Origin of the sequence: uncultured Nostoc sp. (assembly GCF_964245445.1) — a bacterium.
Lineage (GTDB): Bacteria > Cyanobacteriota > Cyanobacteriia > Cyanobacteriales > Nostocaceae > Nostoc.
Genome location: NZ_CAXTNE010000009.1, coordinates 1 through 16,727, shown reverse-complemented (window position 1 = coordinate 16,727; position 16,727 = coordinate 1). Strand labels below are relative to the sequence as shown.

Genomic DNA, 16,727 nt, shown 5'->3' with positions numbered 1-16,727 from the left:
CTAAAAAATCTTTGTTTTTGTTAACTAATTATATTGTTAAAACCCGGTGGGCTTTTGGGGTGGGCACAAAACGAATCGTTTGGGGGGGGGGGGGTTTTCTAGGTTGAATAAGTAATCGAGCAGATATGATATCAGAGGCGATGTCTACGACGGGCTACACCGGAGCAAAACCCAACCCCCATTGAGCCTTTATATCCTGAGGCTGATCGTCATCGTCTGCCTACTCAATCAGAGCTAATACTGGAACAATGGGAGTAATGCTAAACCCACATAATAAACTATGAGTGAACTTCCCAATAGTCTTGAAGATGCGATCGCTCAATCTCGTCTAGCCGTCCAAGCTGCCCTTGCAGATGGCTGTACTCGTATACAAGTTGAGTTCCTGTTCCCAGAACTCAAGTTTATGCCGGTGGCGGAACAATTTCTGCCACTGTTTACAGAATATGATTCCCGTTTGAAGATTTTCTTTGCTGACGCTGGTGCTGCGGCTTTAGCCCGACGCGATTGGGGTGATGCACCATTTCAAATTTTGGATATTGGTACGGGAAGGGCTGCTTCTTTGCAGACAAAAATTCAGCCAGAGGATGAAATTTTCTTATTCATCGCCCCCACTTCCGTAGAAGTACCGCAGTTGGAAAAGTTATGTGAAGTAATAGGCGATCGCCCTTTAGTCTTGTTAAATCCCCGCCTAGAAGATGCTGGAACTGTAGGCATTGGTTATACAGCTAGAAAAATCCGCGATCGTTTTATCAGTACCATTGAATCTGCCTATTACCTCCGCCCTATAGATGATGAAAGTGCCTTATATCGCTGCTACCCAGGACAGTGGGAAGTTTGGCTGGAAACCAACGGCGAATATCAAAGAATTGCCGAATTACCCACCAAACCATCGGGTGATGAGTTGGATCTCATCCTCTTAAAGGGACAACCGCAAACAACAACTGATGCGACACCTGCAAGAAAGCCTAGTGTATTTAAGAGTTTGCAACGGTTCTTAAAGGCGTTGAGTAGTTAGGATAATGCAGAGGTAGCAGGGGAAAACTTTCTCATCTGCTGCCTTATTTTGAGTTTTTTATATAATATAAACTTGATGCAGAAAACCCTATATATTGTGCGACATTGCCAAGCAGTTGGACAGGAACCTAATGCGCCTCTGACATCAGAGGGCAATTTTCAAGCGATCGCTCTTGCTGATTTGTTATTCGGTTTTGGGATCGAGCGGGTTATCTCCAGTCCATTTATTAGAGCATATCAATCAATTGCTCCCCTCGCGGAACGTCTGGGCCTCTCAATCGAGATTGATAACCGACTTACCGAACGTATCCTGTGTGCAACACTGCTTGCTGATTGGCGTGAGCAATTAGCTGAATCATTTACCAACCTTGATTTATATCTAGATGGTGGTGAGTCAAGCCGTGGTGCTATGGCGCGTGGGATAGCTGTAATTAATGAAGTATTGCAGCAAGAAGCAAGCACAATTGCGATCGTCACGCATGGTAATTTAATGGCGTTGATCCTGAAGCATTTTGACGATCGCATTGGTTATGCTGAATGGCAAAAATTGAGCAATCCAGATGTGTATCGCGTACAGTTTCTCAATAGTGCGACATATGTAAAGCCAATGATCTGCCCTTAAGATACATACTGACATTTTTCAGTCTTGATTTGTCATTAACTTACTAAATATATTTTTTGCCAAAGAGACGCGATTAATCGCGTCTCTACAACTTTTTTAATTCGCTTGCAACGGTGCATTCAATACTTTCTCTATACGATCGCGCGTTTCTAACAAGTGCGCTTTGGTGTATTCATCCTCAGAATTAACCCTTTTGAGTTTCTCATCTAGTTGTTTGAGTTTATACCACGCCAGAGTCCGGGCATCTTCTGGGACATATTCTTTTCGCAACACCATACTAGTCAAAATATCCAGGTATTGCCGTTGTAAGCCTCGTCGCAAACTGCCAATCTTCATTAGTTTACCTTTTGGTTTGATTACTTCTGTCCAAATATCTGTTTGCAAAGTGTCAAATAGTTCAGGCAGAGTCAGTGCATTTTCTGGCTTCGTTTTCAGTTCAATATCCTTGAGGCGAGAGAGGCGATCGCCTGAGAGTAAATCCCGCAACACAGAACCCTGCATGAACAGCACCAAGTCATGAATTGGAAAATCCAAACGACCAACTTGCGGAGTACTACCCCAATGTCGCCAACGCGAAGGTGCTAATTTATTCAGCAGTTCTGGTGAAAAGCTGAGGGCATCTTCCGCAAATACATACTTTTGCAGTGTTTCTAAAGCCTGTCGTTGTTCTTCAACTGGTACTGGTTCAAATGGTAATCGGTGTTGGCTAACTCCAAAGGGTATTTCGCTGGGGTGGATGCGATAGAAAGACTGTCCGCCAATGTATTTTGTAGTGTAATATATTTGCTGAAAATAGTTACCCAATACTGTACTAAAACGTTCGCTCACATCGCTGTAACTATCACCAGCTATTGGGTAACGCTTATCGAGACGTTCCCACATCACCCGCGAATTATTCAATTGCCACTGGGAATAAAGCAAGACATTGCCACTGTTATCCCAAGCATCAACAGTTGGGTCAAGGTCATACATATCTTCATCTGTGGAATAACTCAACTCTGGCTTATAGGATTGTGCAGCAATTTCTGACAAAATTGGCTTTTCTGCTATGGGAGTTGATGTTTGAATTGGCATGTAGCCATACTTAATCGCCCAGTCATCATAAGGCCCCACCATACTGGGAAAATAATCTCCCTGTTTCGTCCCTTGAGGGGCAATATTTGGGGGAATATAATCCATTACCGAAGTTGTCAAACCTTTATTTTTGGTAATTTCGGTATTATTCATCTCGTTTGGTGGTAGCAGTGTACTACCACGGAAGTTATGGCGTAAACCAAGAGTATGTCCAACTTCGTGAGCGATGATTAAACGTAAATATTGATTGATATATTCTTTCACCTGGTCTGGAGTGGCCATAGTATCTGGCAGCAGTGACATTGCCAGTGAACCAAAGGCAAACTGGTTAGCAGCTTCTATCCCATAGCATAAATCGTACTCGCCTGCCATTTTTGATAAACGGTGCAACAAACCCTTTTGCCCTTGCGCCTGTTGGGGTTTATCATTGTTTTTTGCATCTAAACCATTGGTGCAAAGTAGACGATTTTGCATCAATGCTGATAGAGTAGTGCGATTTTCAGTTTGGCTAGGTTGGACGATTTTACGATACTCACCCTTAAGTTCCCGCACAAAGCTAGCATCTACTAGAATGTCTGCATCCAAAATTTCCCCAGTCAATGGGTTAACGCGAGATGGGCCCAGTGCAAAGTAACCATCGACTGTGTTGATCCAGCGAATCGTGTTGTAGCGAATATCTGCTGGGTCCCATGTGGCATCATCCGGCATTTGGCGGACTTCAATTGCATCCTTGAATCCAGCTTTGAGAAAAGCTTTGTTCCACATTAAAACGCCTTCTTTCATAGCATCGCGGTACTCTACAGGCACAGCGTTATCAATCCAAAAGACAATCGGTTTTTTGGGTGGAGAAATTGCTGCTTTCGGGTCTTGTTTTTCCAAATCCCAGCGATTGATATAGCGGACAAAAGAATCGCCGCGATCGTCTTTGGATAAATCTTGGTAGGCGGTGATGAAATAACCGATGCGATCGTCAGCAAGGCGCGGGCGATAATCTTTATCAGGTAGTTGCGAGAGACTGTAGTGGACGCGCAAGGTATAACCACGGTTATCAGCTAACGACGCAAAGCTTGCCACTTCACTGTCATGATCACTGCTACCGGAGAAATTTAAAACTGACTCAATTTCTAAGTTTTGCGGAAAAGCTTTGGCAGTTCCAAAATAAGATTGGTCGGTGGTTGCTGGGACTCCTAAACTCGCAGATAATCCACCTAAATCTGTCAATAGCAAATCTCCCAAGTCGATAAGAAGAGTTTTGCGTTGTGGATGAATGCTTTTCAGGGGAATGCTATAGAGAACAGAATCACTAAAAGATCGGGTTAGCGATCGCACCTGGGGATCTCCCTCACGAGTGCGAAAATTAACATTGCGGATCACAAAGTTTAATTTATCATCCACCCGTTGGAAATAAAACAAAAAATCTTGCAGAGGCATACCACTGTAGATACCCCGTTCGCCAATACCCGATTCCAGGGTTGCTGTAGCTAGGTAATTTTTATTAAGTTGCTCTGGCTTAATTTCTAAATAAATTTTATTCTTTTCTTTATTACGATATAAGGTAAACAATCCCCCTGACTTTTGGGTATCTTTGATAACTTCATCAAATGGCTCTAAATCATCCTTTGTTGGTGTTTTGCTAGGTTTAGGCTTTTCTGCGGGTTTTGCAACTTGCAAGAATGGTTGCTGTCCTGCTTTTTTAAGGTCTTTTACTACCCAAATAAACGGTTGAGGCTGTGCGTGTTTATTTTGATTAACCACCCAAACTTGCCCTGACGGTAGCCTCTTTTCTTGGGGAATATTGATATTATTTGGTGATAATGCTGAAGTAGAAGTTTCTGTCGTTAACTGACTATTGGATTTCTCTCCACTCTTGGCTGTAACTACGGCTTCTATAACCCGCACAGCCTTCTGGTTGGCTGATAATGTATTAATGTTAACAAACGGTGACTTAGCGCTAGCCGTTGCTGTTCCTAAAAACAAACCATGTAACAAAATCATATAAAAAGTTAATCTGTTCTTCATCCCTTGTATCCCCGATAGTTATTTCGTAGTTAATTTTTAACTTTTGCAAAGCTATATAACCTGCTTTTTTTCGATTCTCTTAGATGCTTTAGATCAAGCCGTAGAGTTAGACTTCAATTTTAGTTACCATTTTCCGCAATGTTCACGCTGTGGTACAGTAGGATTTTTCCTAACAATTGCAACTCTCACAAACAGTAAGTATTATTTTTACATCAGACTAGTAAATATTGTGGGAAAAAAGCATAGCAAATTAGCCAAAGGCGGAAAATTACTTCATTTTTGAAAAAATTTTTCTGATGACACTTGATTTGCATCAGGAAAAGAAACTTGAACTTACTACGGGTTAGCAAGAAGCCGCCCTCTAAGAACACCGTTGGTGTAACCCATCGGAGATATCGCCAACCCATGAGAGTTTTCGTGTAGTATTTATTGATACTATTAATTTCTGGCAATGACAAGCAAACCAGCATAGAGAAATTTTTAATTCAGAATTATCAAAACAGTAATTTAAATGTAACAACGGACACAGAAATGTCAACATATTTATCTCAAGTTTGGCAACTGCTGAGAAATTATGTGAGGGATACAAGGTTAGAAGAGATGCCAAAAACCACATCTGTGAAAACCGAAGCAGTTTTACCTCTAGGAAAAAGTATTAAAGAACCTTATAAAAGCATTAAATTTGCTCAAGATAATTTACAGGAAGATTTATGGTCTCAAAAACTGCAAGAAAGCTTAGAAAAATGGACAAAACCAAAGGGCGGTTTGACTTCTAAAATCGATGATCGGAAATCAGGCACACTACCTTCTGGATTTTCCTTTAGAGTGTGCGATCGCCAGATGCATGAAGAGATTTATGATTTATTGGGCAATGGAGCGTTAAAACCAGAAATAGTCAACCAACTAATGGAATTGGTTGTGACTGGTCAAAAAATTCGCCCAGAACTGCTTTTTTGGCGGCTAGAAGATTTTTATCATCGCTGGTGTCAGGGAGAATTTATCGATAGGACACCAGATGATAACCTACCTCAGAAAACAATGTTAAAGCTAGCGGCGCAAAATATTGCGATCGGGCTGAGACAGGTTGACATATATACAGGGCTAAACGTACTAATTTTACTGTTAGAGTTACACCGCTACGCCCAAGAGCGAGATCAACTCAAACAAAAAATCACCTTCTATCCATCTGCTCAACTAGACACAGACAATTTTTTCACATCCCAACTGCTGCGGATCATCAACTATAGCGATGCCCTGGAAATTGGCAATTTTAGCAGTATAGTCGGGCAATTTCTTAAAGGCGGCAACTTTAAGAGTGTTTACTTGGGCGATGCTAACCTGACTGGGGCAGACTTTAGGGGGGCTGACCTAAGCCTTGCTTATCTCGGCGATGCCAACTTAACTGGCGTAAACTTCAGTGGTGCCAACCTTAGCGGTGCAAACCTCGGCGATGCCAACCTCAGTGGTGCCAACCTTAGCGGTGCAAACCTGACTGGTGCTGACCTCAGCAGCACCAACCTCAGTGGTACAAACCTAAGCTGTGCCAACCTTAGGCGCGCCGACCTCAACCGCGCCGACCTTAGCAGCACCAACCTCAACCGCGCCGACCTCAACCGCGCCGACCTCAACCGCGCCGATCTCAGCAGCACTAACTTTAGCCATGCCGACCTAAGTAACGCCATCCTTTTCGGTGCAAATCTGAGTGAAGCCAACCTCCGCAGCACTAACCTTAACCATGCCGACCTCTGTCGTGCCGACCTCAGTGGTGCTGATTTGAGTCACGCTATCCTCAACGGTACTAACCTTAGTGACACAATTCTTTTCAGTACCAACCTTAGTGATGCCATCCTCATCGCTGCTGACTTCAGCTATGCCAAACTTAACGGTGCCAAGCTTAACAACGCTAGACTCAACGGTGCAATGTTCTTAGGCGCAGACCTCAGTGGTGTAGACCTGAGTCGGGTGATTCTCAACGAGGCCGACCTCAGTGGGGTGATTCTTAGCGAAGCCGACCTCAGTGGTGCCGACCTCACCGACGCTATCCTTTTCGGTACAGACTTCAGCTATGCCAACCTTAATAGTGCTAACCTCAGTGGCTGTAACCTCAGTGGTGCTATCCTCAATGGTGCGGATCTCAGCCACAGTAACCTTAGCTACGCCATTCTCGGTGGTGCTGACCTCAGCGACGCCAATATGGAAAAAATGACCTGGGGTAAAAAGCAGCAGTGGGAAGGTGTGCGGGGATTAGAGACAGCAGTTAATGTGCCGGAGGCGTTGAAGGAAGAACTGGGATTGAATTGAGATGAGGAGGATGAGGGGGATGAGGGGAAAGGTAAAACCTAAGCTTTGAACCTGACTTTTCATGTTATGTGGAAAAGTCCATCAAAAACCTAAACCCCTTCCCGATGCGGGAAGGGGGAAAATTCAAAGTTTCTCTCCTTTTAGGAGAGAGATTTAGAGAAAGGTTTTCCAGATGCCGTGAAAAGTCGTGTTCGGAACACGAACTTTCGAGTTCTAGTCTCAAAAGATGGGGATCTCAACTTGAGTAATGACCAATACTACCTCAAAATCAGTTCTGAGTATGCTAACTGTACATCAGAAGCCTATTCCGGCTTGCTAGAGTGTGAGTAGTTCACGTAAAATATAGTGCCATTGTTGCAGCAGTTCTCATGACCTCATCTGCGTCGTTTGACACATTAGAGTCTTTACAGGCGGATATCGCTGAATTGATTGCTCGTTTACCGACATTAAAAAACCGGCAATTTATTCAGCAAGCACTTGCTACTATTGTTCGTTTAGCTGATACCGAAATTGAACGTCTCGATTGGAAAATCTTGTCGGCTGCATTAGCAGATATGGAGCGCGGTTTTCAGCTTTTCTATGATTACCGACACGTTCGCAAAGTCACCGTCTTCGGTTCTGCTCGTCTAGCGCCAGATACACCAGAATACCAAATGGCCGTTGAGTTTGGTCGTGCTATTTCTCAATTAGGATTTATGGTGATGACCGGCGGTGGCGGTGGAATCATGCAGGCTGGTCATGAAGGGGCTGGGCGAGAAAATTCTTTTGGATTAAACATTCAGTTACCCTTTGAACAGGAAGCGAACCCTTTTATAGAAGGTGATCCCAAGCTGATTAACTTCAAATATTTCTTTACCCGCAAGCTGTTTCTCCTGAAAGAAAGTGATGCTGTAGCTTTGTTTCCGGGAGGGTTTGGCACTCAAGATGAAGCTTTTGAATGCATGACATTAAGCCAGAATGGTAAATTTGGCCCAGTACCTCTAGTTTTAATCGATCGCCCTGGTGGTAATTACTGGCGGTCTTGGAGCGAATATATTGATAAGCAACTAGTGCAAAATGGTCTTGTCAGTCCTGAAGACCCCAGTCTTTACACGGTGACAAATAACGTGGATGTAGCTTGTGATGCCATTACGCGTTTTTACCAGGTTTATCATTCCTGCCGATATGTAGGTGGAAAGTTAGTCATCCGTCTGAAGACAGATATATCAGACGCTCAGGTAGAGCAACTCAATGCTAATTTCAGCGACATTATTATTCAAGGACGGATTGAAAAAAGTCAGGCATTACCTCAAGAAGCACAAGATGAGACTGTTGAACTACCCCGACTCATTTTGTACTTTAATCAACGCGACTTGGGGCGCTTGTATCAGATGATTGCCACAATTAACCGAATGGGTACTCCTTCACCAGAGGATGCAGCGCATCCAGAAAGAAAGTAAATATTAACTAATTCGTAATTCGTAATTCGTAATGAAGCTTTCTACGAGATGCTAAAAGCGTAGCTTGCAACTCTTACAGAGTACGCGGACTCCTTTGCGCTGTGTTGACGTAATTTTAGGGTTTGAGTCCCGTATTAAATTCTAGAATTGCTGCTTTATTAGTGGGGTATAAATCTTTAACTAATTTAATTACGAATTACGAATTATCTTTATGAGATGCGATCACTTCATACCTGATCATAAAGTTTTCTTATAACTAATTCATATCATTGCCTTAGCTAGAGATTTTTTATTCCATGCGGCTATCTTCATGAGGAATGGGCATTTTGGCATTGTTAAAGGAGCCGCGAAAACAATATGATTTACCCTACTTACAGATGAGAGAAACAGCAGTTATTATGACTCAATACTGATTCTTGTAAAAAAGCTTGTATATTAGCACAGTAAACACTGTGTCACATCTTAACAGAGGAATAAAATATGCTGGAATTATTGGGTTCAGGTTTGGTGTCGCTCTGGCTAGAGATGGCCGGGGTACAAATCAAACCTCTAGATGCCTTAGACGCTTTGACTTGGCAAAGTAGCCCTGGCTTGGTTCTTGCGCCTGATCCTAATCCAACTGGGGCTACTACGGTGCAGGAATATCTGAAACAGCTAATAACATCGAAACTGATAGCGCAAAATCTGGCCCAGAGTCAGGGAATTTGGATGCAGTCGGGGCCGATGCTGATGGCAAATCACCAAGGTACAACACCTCTGCCTGCTGCCTCTTTAACCAAAATTGCTACTTCATTAGTTGCTTTGAAAACCTGGGGGCCAGATCACCAATTTGATACCTTAATCAGTGCCACTGGGCCAGTGGTAAATGGGGTTGTACAAGGCGATTTGGTGATTACTGGTGGTGGCGATCCGATGTTTGTTTGGGAAGAAGCGATCGCTCTTGGTAATACTCTCAATAAAATGGGCATCAAGCAAGTAAAGGGAAATTTGATTATTAATGGCAGTTTTGCCATGAATTTCCAACGTCAGCCGATGCTAGCAGGTCTGATGCTCAAGCAAACACTAAATCGTGCGACTTGGGGTCGCCCCGCTATCTATACACACTCAATCATGCCCAAGGGAACGCCCAAGCCTCAAGTTCTCATTGCTGGTGCGGTGAAAGTTGAGGCGCAACCAAACCCCCGACAGATTTTGTTACTGCGTCATCGCTCATTGCCTTTGAAGCAACTGCTTAAGGAAATGAATGTTTACAGTAACAACGATATGGCAGAGATGCTGGCAGACTCAGTAGGAGGAGCGGCTGTAGTGCAGTCAACTGCTGCTAACCTTGCTAGAGTGCCACAAGTGGAAATTCAGTTAATTAATGGTTCTGGATTGGGGCCGGAAAATCGCATTTCCCCTAGAGCTGTTTGTGCCATGCTGATGGCTATTCAAGTTGAGGCATCGGCCCATCAACTGAATCTTGCTGACTTGTTTCCCATGTCTGGATTTGATCATCGGGGGACAGTACACTCCAGACACATTCCCCTTGCTACTGTGATCAAAACTGGCACTCTCCGCGATGTTAGCGCCTTAGCTGGAGTAATGCCTACACGCGATCGCGGTTTGGTTTGGTTTGCTATTATCAACCGGGGGACAAATGTCTGGGGTTTGCGGACTGGACAAGACCAGCTGTTGCAAAATGTTGTAAAACAATTACAACTACCTCTAACCGTTCCTATTGCCCTTACTCCCCACTCAGCCATCAACTCTTTACCCCAGCTAGGTGCAGATAGGCGCAATGAAATTTTATTCAAAAGTTAGTTTATCTATAATTCACCATTAGAACATAGAGTAAGCCTGTCTTATTCACAATCCAAAAGTTTTATTGATGGGTAAAAACCGAACTTGTAAAGGGTAAATGTCCATAATAGCTTTTGGGTTAAATTTTCCATTAAGTTGATTATAGGTAGTTCGCAAAATGCCCTAACCCCATTATTGGGGAGAGCAGGCGAAACCTGAAGTAAAAGCCAACGTCAATTTTGTAAAAATAACTGTAAATAGATTTGTCACGACTAAGCAACAATTAAGCTTATAAATCAGGTTATGATTATGCGATTTCTCAAATTACCCAGGTCTTTACGCCAACTCAGTACTCATGTTTTAGCGATCGCGCTTGGAGTTCTGCTAACCGTTAGCTCATTGCAAGTGTTACCCTCCCAAGCCGAACCAGCACCCACAGTAACTGCTCTTGATACTTCACAACTGATTGCCCAACGGCAATCACCAGCCACTGGTGCGATCGGTAGCAGTAGCTTTGTGACAGCAGCAGTGAATCGTGTTGGTTCAGCAGTTGTCCGAATTGATACTGAGCGGACAATTACTCGTCGGGTTGATCCATTTATGGAAGACCCTTTTTTCCGTCGGTTTTTTGGTGACGGTTTCTCCCAACAGATGCCTCCTGAGCAGCAGTTACGCGGTTTGGGATCAGGTTTCATTATTGACAAGAGCGGGTTAGTTATGACTAATGCTCATGTCGTCGATAAAGCTGATAAAGTAACAGTCCGACTCAAAGATGGCCGCACCTTTGAAGGGAAAGTTCAAGGTATTGATGAAGTTACAGATTTGGCAGTAGTCAAAATTAATGCTGGTAATGATTTGCCAGTAGCACCCTTGGGTTCTTCTAATAATGTCCAAGTAGGAGACTGGGCGATCGCAGTTGGTAATCCTTTGGGATTTGATAATACCGTTACTTTGGGAATTGTCAGTACCCTCAAACGTTCCAGCGCCCAAGTTGGCATTAGTGACAAACGCTTAGATTTTATTCAAACAGACGCTGCCATTAACCCTGGTAACTCAGGCGGGCCACTATTGAATGGCCAAGGTGAAGTGATTGGTATTAACACAGCCATTCGCCCTGATGCGATGGGTATTGGGTTTGCGATTCCTATTGATAAAGCTAAAGCGATCGCAGGACAATTGCAACGTGATGGCAAAGTTGCTCACCCCTATTTGGGCGTGCAAATGCTAACTTTGACACCCGATCTTGCCAAGCAAAATAACACTGATCCCAATTCTCCTATTCAGATACCAGAAATTAATGGTGTTTTTGTAATGCGAGTTGTGCCTAATTCTCCAGCTGCATCTGCGGGTATCCGGCGCGGGGATGTAATTCTTCAAGTTGATGGTAAAGCTATTACCAGTGCTGAACAATTGCAGAACGTTGTGGAAGACAGTCGTCTTGGTCAAGTATTACAGGTGAAAGTGCAACGAGGTAATCAGACACAGCAGCTTTCAGTCCGCACAGCCGAGTTGCAAAATGCTTCTTCTTAGAGGTGCATATAGCCGATTTTAAGAGTGTGGAATAGTAGGGGCACAGCAATGCTGTGCCCTTAATAGGTTTTGTATAAAAACGAGATCCGCTTAGTTATATGACAGCACAGTTAATAAACTTCATCATGGATCCGTCCTGATGTCTAGCAAAACAAATAGCTTCACTTACCAACAACTAAAACTAGACCTTCATAGGCTAGTATTGTTTGAGGAAAAGCAGATTTAACATCGACTTGAACCTGGTTAAGAAAATCATCATGGTCATCTGGATGATGATGAGAAATGGCTAGCTGTTTAACGCCAGCATTCAGAGCCGCATTCACCGCAGCTTGCCAAAGCAAATCAGCAGAGTCATGGTTATGAGATGTAGGCGCAGTGTAAGTGCCATTGGCAATCAGCAAGTCAACGCCTTGAATGAACTGTAAAATCCGCTCTCGCTCCACTTGATCGGCATTCTGGTGCAAATCCGTGATGTAAGCAACACTATACTCTTTCCAAGTGACTCGGTAGCCAACTGACCTCTGAGTTTGATTAATTAATGCATTTGTAATAGTGACATCATCTAGCTTCACATCACTGTCTGGAGTGAGATTGTAAAACTGCAATTCCGACTGCATTACCTGTAAAGGGTAAGGAAAGTGTGGCTGGAGCATCTGATCGTAGAGACATTGTTTAATTGAGGCTCCATTTGATGCAGCTGCGCCGTAAATATGGAAGCAATTTTCCCCAATAAATGCTGGAACAAAAAAGGGAAACCCTTGAATTCTGTTTGATTGGCAGTTGGTAAAAAATAAATGGGCTTCTAGTGGCTGTTGCAGTTCTTGCAAAGTTTTACCGAGTATGCGTAAGCCAGTACCGCCATCAAAAATCAAGCGTTTCCCAGCTACATACATTTCTACACAAGCGGTATTACCACCATAACGACTGGTATTGCTACTTGGAGTGGGAATCAAACCTCTTACACCCCAGAATTGCACGATAAATTCACCTGCTGGGCTACTTGGCAGGGTAGATGACTTTTCAGGTATGTAGCTCTGGGAATCCGACAACTCAAAATTTGACATTTTCCTTGAAATTAGACCTTACTGAGCAGATCATCGTAGTGCCGAACTTCTAAGAGGCTGTTTTTTTCGTCCACAATGACTACCGTGGGAGAGTAACTTTTCAACTCTTCTGGAGTAAACTGCCCGTAAGTCATTATAATCAAGCGATCGCCAATAATGCCTAGACGTGCCGCACCCCCATTTAGCTCAATTACTCCTGAATGGGCTGGAGCCGGGATCGCATAAGTAATAAAGCGCTGACCGTTGGCATTATTAACCACTTGCACCTGCTCATAGGGTAAGATGCCAGCTTTTTCCAAAAGCATTTCATCAATGCTAATACTACCCACATAGTTGATATTCGCCCCCGTGAGGGTGCAGTTATGAATTTTTGCCAAAAGGAGAGTGCGCTGCATTTAGGTTTGGGTTAGTGACATATTTTACAATCCGTAACAAGTGAAAGTTATTAAAGTCAGGAGTGAGGAGTAAGAAATTAGTAGTGAGGAGTGAGAAATAAAAATTCATAACTCTTAACTCTTAACTCCTAACTTTTAACTCTTAAGTGTTAACTCCTAACTCCTAACTCCTCTATTATCCTCTATAAGCTTTGACAGATTTTTCTACTAAAGCTGCAACTTTGTCCACATCTTGCCAACCGAGAATTTCAGTCACCTTTTTTTCCAAATTTTTATAACTACGGAAAAATTCGGCAATTTCATCTAAGCGGTGTGGCGCTAGATCATTCAGGGATTTGACCTGAGTGTAGCGCGGATCTTTGTCAGGAACACAAAGGATTTTTTCATCGCGATCGCCACCGTCAATCATCTCCAAAAAGCCAATCGGTCGTGCGGCAATCACACAGCCTGGAAAGGTTGGCTCGTCAATTATGACCATGCCATCTAAAGGATCGCCATCATCAGCCAAAGTATTGGGTACAAAGCCGTAGTCATAAGGATATTGTACCGAGGAATAAAGTACTCGATCTAGAGCAAAAGCTTCTAGTTCCTTGTCGTATTCGTATTTATTTTTACTTTTGCCAGTAATTTCAATTAGAACGTTGATTAGACCAGGTTTTGGTTGGGCAGGAATACGAGATAAGTCCACAAAAACTCCTCTGATAACAATAAATCATGGGGGCACTCAGTCAGTTTCGCTCCCCGTGTAGAATTTTAGGGCAATATGGATCTCTTCCCAACGTATTCATTTCACGAGATAGGGCATTGGGCATTGGAAAGAGGCAGAGGGGCAAGGAGCAGGGAGCAGAGGGAAATGAAGAAGCAGGGGAGGCAGGGGAGCCAAGAGAGTTATTGTTCAGTAATTCTTCTCTCCCTCTGCTTCCCCTGCCTGCCTCAACCAAGATAATTCCTTAACCGAACGGTATTGCCTCATTTCTGCCACTCCTAATTGAAATGGAAAAAGCGTTGTGAAGTAACTTCGCAACGCTTTTTCCAAGAGGGTATTATTCTTTCCCATCCTTAATTGCTGTTAGAGAAATTCATTTCTGCCCCTACTGTGTTAAGACAACTGAAATCTGGAGTCACACAATAAAGATTTCAGCTTATTCCTGATGAACTACATCCAAATCTAGAGAGATTGTCTCAAAATCAGTTTTCTCTTTTTTTGTAGCTTTTATACTGATAAAATGCTACTGGAAAGCTTTATCAATTTTGACTTCCTTTGAAATTTTGAACCAGGGGCTGCTGGTTATTTTGAACATCAGTTGAAGAATAATGACCGATGACAAATACGGGTAAAATGAGAGTTAATAGAGCGATGGCAGTTCCCACAATGTCTGCCAAACGTTGGGAATATGTGTCGGTAGAATTGGCAGACTGGCTATTTGAATTCATACAAAATTGAAGTTGTTCGTAACACTGTATAGGTTTACTCTCTGATTGAGAGTTTTAATTGCTATGTTAGCTATTTTTAAACTGTAGAATGTGTAGCGTCCTACAATCTAAACCAGTTCTCTAACTGTCATAATAGCCTTTTTATACATAAAGTTCTTAATACAAAGTTACAACTAAACAAATTATGTTTTATTTTCCAATTAATATTTTCAGATGTTTCCCTGTATGGTGTAATGGTTCGCATACGCAAAGCCAACGTTGACAGCATCATAAATTACATTTTTTCGCTATTTAAAGATTAATTAGCAAAACATATTTGTCCGATACTTCATCATTATAACATCTTAAAACGTCTTTGATAAGGTCATTTTACTGTAATTGCTAATTTGTGATACAGGACACAAAACAGCAATTGCACTGAGAAATATTCAGTGCTTTTGATTGTTATACAGTAGTTATACACAAAAAGATTTGATGCTAGACAAGAAATGGATAGGAATAATTTTTGTAACCAAGGATAGCTACCGAATAAATACAGATGCATTAACTGCGTGTGCAGCATGGATTCAGTGATACCACTAAACAAATATTTTAGAATTTAAATTTTAAACTGTATTTATCATTACAGCAATTTTGTCAATCTATATATAGGTATATTTAAAAATATTTTAGAAGTAGCGTAGAAATGTAGGAGTTATCACTAAACTTTGCTTACATCTGAACAAAATACCCAATACCAATTTCCAGATTCTAAATCCGTATAAGTTTTTGGATAACAAATTAATCAACTAAAAAAACCGCCACTAAATATCATAGGGCGGTCTGATTAAGTAATCGGAGGGTAATTACAGATTACTCTTCTAATAAATCAAATTGCTGTAACGAAGTTTGCATTAGAGTAGGGAGTAGAAGTAGAGATTAGGTATGAGTTTATTCTCCCCTTGTCTCCCTCATTTCCTTAGTACAGTGGGCGCGGAAATAAACATACCATTTCAAATGGCGCAAAAGCTTGGAATATAATTCTTTTGACTTTTGACTTTTGACTTTTGCCCTGCGGTACTACTCCCTTCCATAAACACTCATTGGTTCCTTGATAAATCGGGTGTAAAGATGCTTAAACGTAGATTTAATTACGCGGGGCATACCAAAATCGATGGGCATCAATTTGTCTGGTAGCCGCCAATCTTGTATTTTTAATAAGTCAGGATTTAAATGCGGAAACTCTATGGCAGTTAGTTCTGGACAAACTCCTAGCCTTTGGGAAGCTGCAACTGTGGGCACTTGTTCAGGAGGAACATTGAGGATTTCTATCATTGCCCGATCTAAAGCAAATATATCTGATGCGGCTGCTAAAATTCCTAGTTGGCGAGGTTCACCATTGCTGGGGCCATTTCCTTCATGACCAATGATGCCATCTAATATGGTTAAGTTAGGGTTAATTGCCCTGGCAGTTTCTACTAACATTTCACCAAATCTATTCGCGTCTTTTCCTGCTTCCATGTGCCACCAAGCTTTCATTTTACCGGGGACGCAACCAAACAAGTTTTTTACGCCCAGTGTTAATGTCAATTGCATGTGTGATTTCACTTTAGGTAAGTTAATCACTACATCTGCTTCCATTGCTTCTTTAGACAGTCGCAGATGGTTAAAATTGTCACTAATAGTTTGGTAACGCTGACCGTGAAAATCGATGATGGGAAGATTGAGTTCTTCTAAAATCGGCAGATAGCCATTTGCTACTGCTACGCCCTTGGCACTGCCAAAAGCAGGACTATCGCCCAAAAATGGCTTACCGCCAACTTCAATTACCATCTGGGCAACTTCGTAAACGAGTTCAGCACGGGTGATACACTCTTTACCAGGACGCGTACCTGTAAGTAGATTCGGTTTGAGTAAAACGCCATCGCCTTTTTTCACAAATGCTGCCATTCCTCCAAAAGGTTCCAGGAGAATGACTAAGGATTCTCGTAAAGCCTCTCGTTCGTAAGATGTAGCCCGAATAAGACTAACAGATGGTTTTTGAGTCTGCATGGATAGATAGGGGGCTGGGGGC

Annotated in this window: 13 protein-coding genes; 6 read left to right on the top strand and 7 right to left on the bottom strand. The window is 42.5% G+C overall.

The features are described from left to right. Positions 1-280 precede the first annotated feature (280 nt). Positions 281-1,015, top strand: a complete 735-nt coding sequence (locus ACFE90_RS02830; protein WP_375497547.1) for a DUF1995 family protein — start codon at positions 281-283, stop codon at positions 1,013-1,015. Positions 1,016-1,090: 75 nt separating this feature from the next. Continuing rightward, positions 1,091-1,636: a histidine phosphatase family protein gene (locus tag ACFE90_RS02825; protein ID WP_375497545.1), complete on the top strand. Its 546-nt coding sequence runs from the start codon at positions 1,091-1,093 to the stop codon at positions 1,634-1,636. 96 nt (positions 1,637-1,732) lie between these two features. Here the strand turns inward: ACFE90_RS02825 and ACFE90_RS02820 are convergent, their stop codons facing one another. Beyond that, positions 1,733-4,729 carry a zinc-dependent metalloprotease gene (locus ACFE90_RS02820; protein WP_375497543.1) on the bottom strand — a complete coding sequence of 999 codons (2,997 nt, stop codon included), beginning with the start codon at positions 4,727-4,729 and terminating at the stop codon, positions 1,733-1,735. Between the two features lie 531 nt (positions 4,730-5,260). On the opposite strand from ACFE90_RS02820, the gene ACFE90_RS02815 reads away from it, so the two are divergent. The 4 genes from ACFE90_RS02815 (at position 5,261) to ACFE90_RS02800 (ending at position 11,781) form a co-directional block, all read left to right on the top strand. Next, a complete protein-coding gene (locus ACFE90_RS02815; protein WP_375497541.1) occupies positions 5,261-7,030 on the top strand; it encodes a pentapeptide repeat-containing protein in 1,770 nt (589 codons plus the stop codon). A gap of 368 nt (positions 7,031-7,398) precedes the next feature. Next, a complete protein-coding gene (locus tag ACFE90_RS02810; protein WP_375497539.1) occupies positions 7,399-8,469 on the top strand; it encodes a TIGR00730 family Rossman fold protein in 1,071 nt (356 codons plus the stop codon). Positions 8,470-8,949: 480 nt separating this feature from the next. After that, positions 8,950-10,272: a D-alanyl-D-alanine carboxypeptidase gene (locus ACFE90_RS02805; RefSeq protein WP_375497537.1), complete on the top strand. Its 1,323-nt coding sequence runs from the start codon at positions 8,950-8,952 to the stop codon at positions 10,270-10,272. A gap of 288 nt (positions 10,273-10,560) precedes the next feature. Further along, positions 10,561-11,781 (top strand): HhoA/HhoB/HtrA family serine endopeptidase, encoded by a 1,221-nt coding sequence (locus tag ACFE90_RS02800; protein WP_375497535.1) that lies wholly within the window; start codon positions 10,561-10,563, stop codon positions 11,779-11,781. A gap of 161 nt (positions 11,782-11,942) precedes the next feature. Here ACFE90_RS02800 and ACFE90_RS02795 read toward each other — a convergent pair whose 3' ends face one another. From ACFE90_RS02795 to ACFE90_RS02770, 6 genes are all read right to left on the bottom strand, one after another. After that, positions 11,943-12,845 carry an MBL fold metallo-hydrolase gene (locus ACFE90_RS02795; RefSeq protein ID WP_375497533.1) on the bottom strand — a complete coding sequence of 301 codons (903 nt, stop codon included), beginning with the start codon at positions 12,843-12,845 and terminating at the stop codon, positions 11,943-11,945. 11 nt (positions 12,846-12,856) lie between these two features. Continuing rightward, the gene (gene panD, locus ACFE90_RS02790; RefSeq protein WP_375497531.1) at positions 12,857-13,240 is read right to left on the bottom strand and encodes an aspartate 1-decarboxylase; all 384 of its coding nucleotides are present in this window, start codon (positions 13,238-13,240) and stop codon (positions 12,857-12,859) included. 175 nt (positions 13,241-13,415) lie between these two features. Then, complete coding sequence (locus ACFE90_RS02785) at positions 13,416-13,928, bottom strand: inorganic diphosphatase (RefSeq protein ID WP_100901064.1); 513 nt, start codon at positions 13,926-13,928, stop codon at positions 13,416-13,418. 207 nt (positions 13,929-14,135) lie between these two features. Continuing rightward, entirely contained in the window at positions 14,136-14,297 is a 162-nt protein-coding gene (locus ACFE90_RS02780) for a hypothetical protein (protein ID WP_375497529.1), read from the bottom strand. A gap of 188 nt (positions 14,298-14,485) precedes the next feature. Continuing rightward, positions 14,486-14,674: a hypothetical protein gene (locus ACFE90_RS02775; protein WP_375497527.1), complete on the bottom strand. Its 189-nt coding sequence runs from the start codon at positions 14,672-14,674 to the stop codon at positions 14,486-14,488. Between the two features lie 1,059 nt (positions 14,675-15,733). Then, the gene (locus ACFE90_RS02770) at positions 15,734-16,705 is read right to left on the bottom strand and encodes a DUF362 domain-containing protein (protein WP_375497619.1); all 972 of its coding nucleotides are present in this window, start codon (positions 16,703-16,705) and stop codon (positions 15,734-15,736) included. Positions 16,706-16,727: the final 22 nt, after the last annotated feature.

Excerpts from the sequence above, each read along its gene's own strand:
- ACFE90_RS02830 (WP_375497547.1), top strand. The coding sequence starts at position 281 with ATGAGTGAACTTCCCAATAGTCTTGAAGATGCGATCGCTCAATCTCGT.
- ACFE90_RS02775 (WP_375497527.1), bottom strand. The coding sequence starts at position 14,674 with ATGAATTCAAATAGCCAGTCTGCCAATTCTACCGACACATATTCCCAA.
- ACFE90_RS02820 (WP_375497543.1), bottom strand. The coding sequence starts at position 4,729 with ATGAAGAACAGATTAACTTTTTATATGATTTTGTTACATGGTTTGTTT.
- ACFE90_RS02810 (WP_375497539.1), top strand. The coding sequence starts at position 7,399 with ATGACCTCATCTGCGTCGTTTGACACATTAGAGTCTTTACAGGCGGAT.
- ACFE90_RS02825 (WP_375497545.1), top strand. The coding sequence starts at position 1,091 with ATGCAGAAAACCCTATATATTGTGCGACATTGCCAAGCAGTTGGACAG.
- ACFE90_RS02800 (WP_375497535.1), top strand. The coding sequence starts at position 10,561 with ATGCGATTTCTCAAATTACCCAGGTCTTTACGCCAACTCAGTACTCAT.
- ACFE90_RS02805 (WP_375497537.1), top strand. The coding sequence starts at position 8,950 with ATGCTGGAATTATTGGGTTCAGGTTTGGTGTCGCTCTGGCTAGAGATG.
- ACFE90_RS02815 (WP_375497541.1), top strand. The coding sequence starts at position 5,261 with ATGTCAACATATTTATCTCAAGTTTGGCAACTGCTGAGAAATTATGTG.
- ACFE90_RS02795 (WP_375497533.1), bottom strand. The coding sequence starts at position 12,845 with ATGTCAAATTTTGAGTTGTCGGATTCCCAGAGCTACATACCTGAAAAG.
- ACFE90_RS02770 (WP_375497619.1), bottom strand. The coding sequence starts at position 16,705 with ATGCAGACTCAAAAACCATCTGTTAGTCTTATTCGGGCTACATCTTAC.
- panD (WP_375497531.1), bottom strand. The coding sequence starts at position 13,240 with ATGCAGCGCACTCTCCTTTTGGCAAAAATTCATAACTGCACCCTCACG.
- ACFE90_RS02780 (WP_375497529.1), bottom strand. The coding sequence starts at position 14,297 with ATGGGAAAGAATAATACCCTCTTGGAAAAAGCGTTGCGAAGTTACTTC.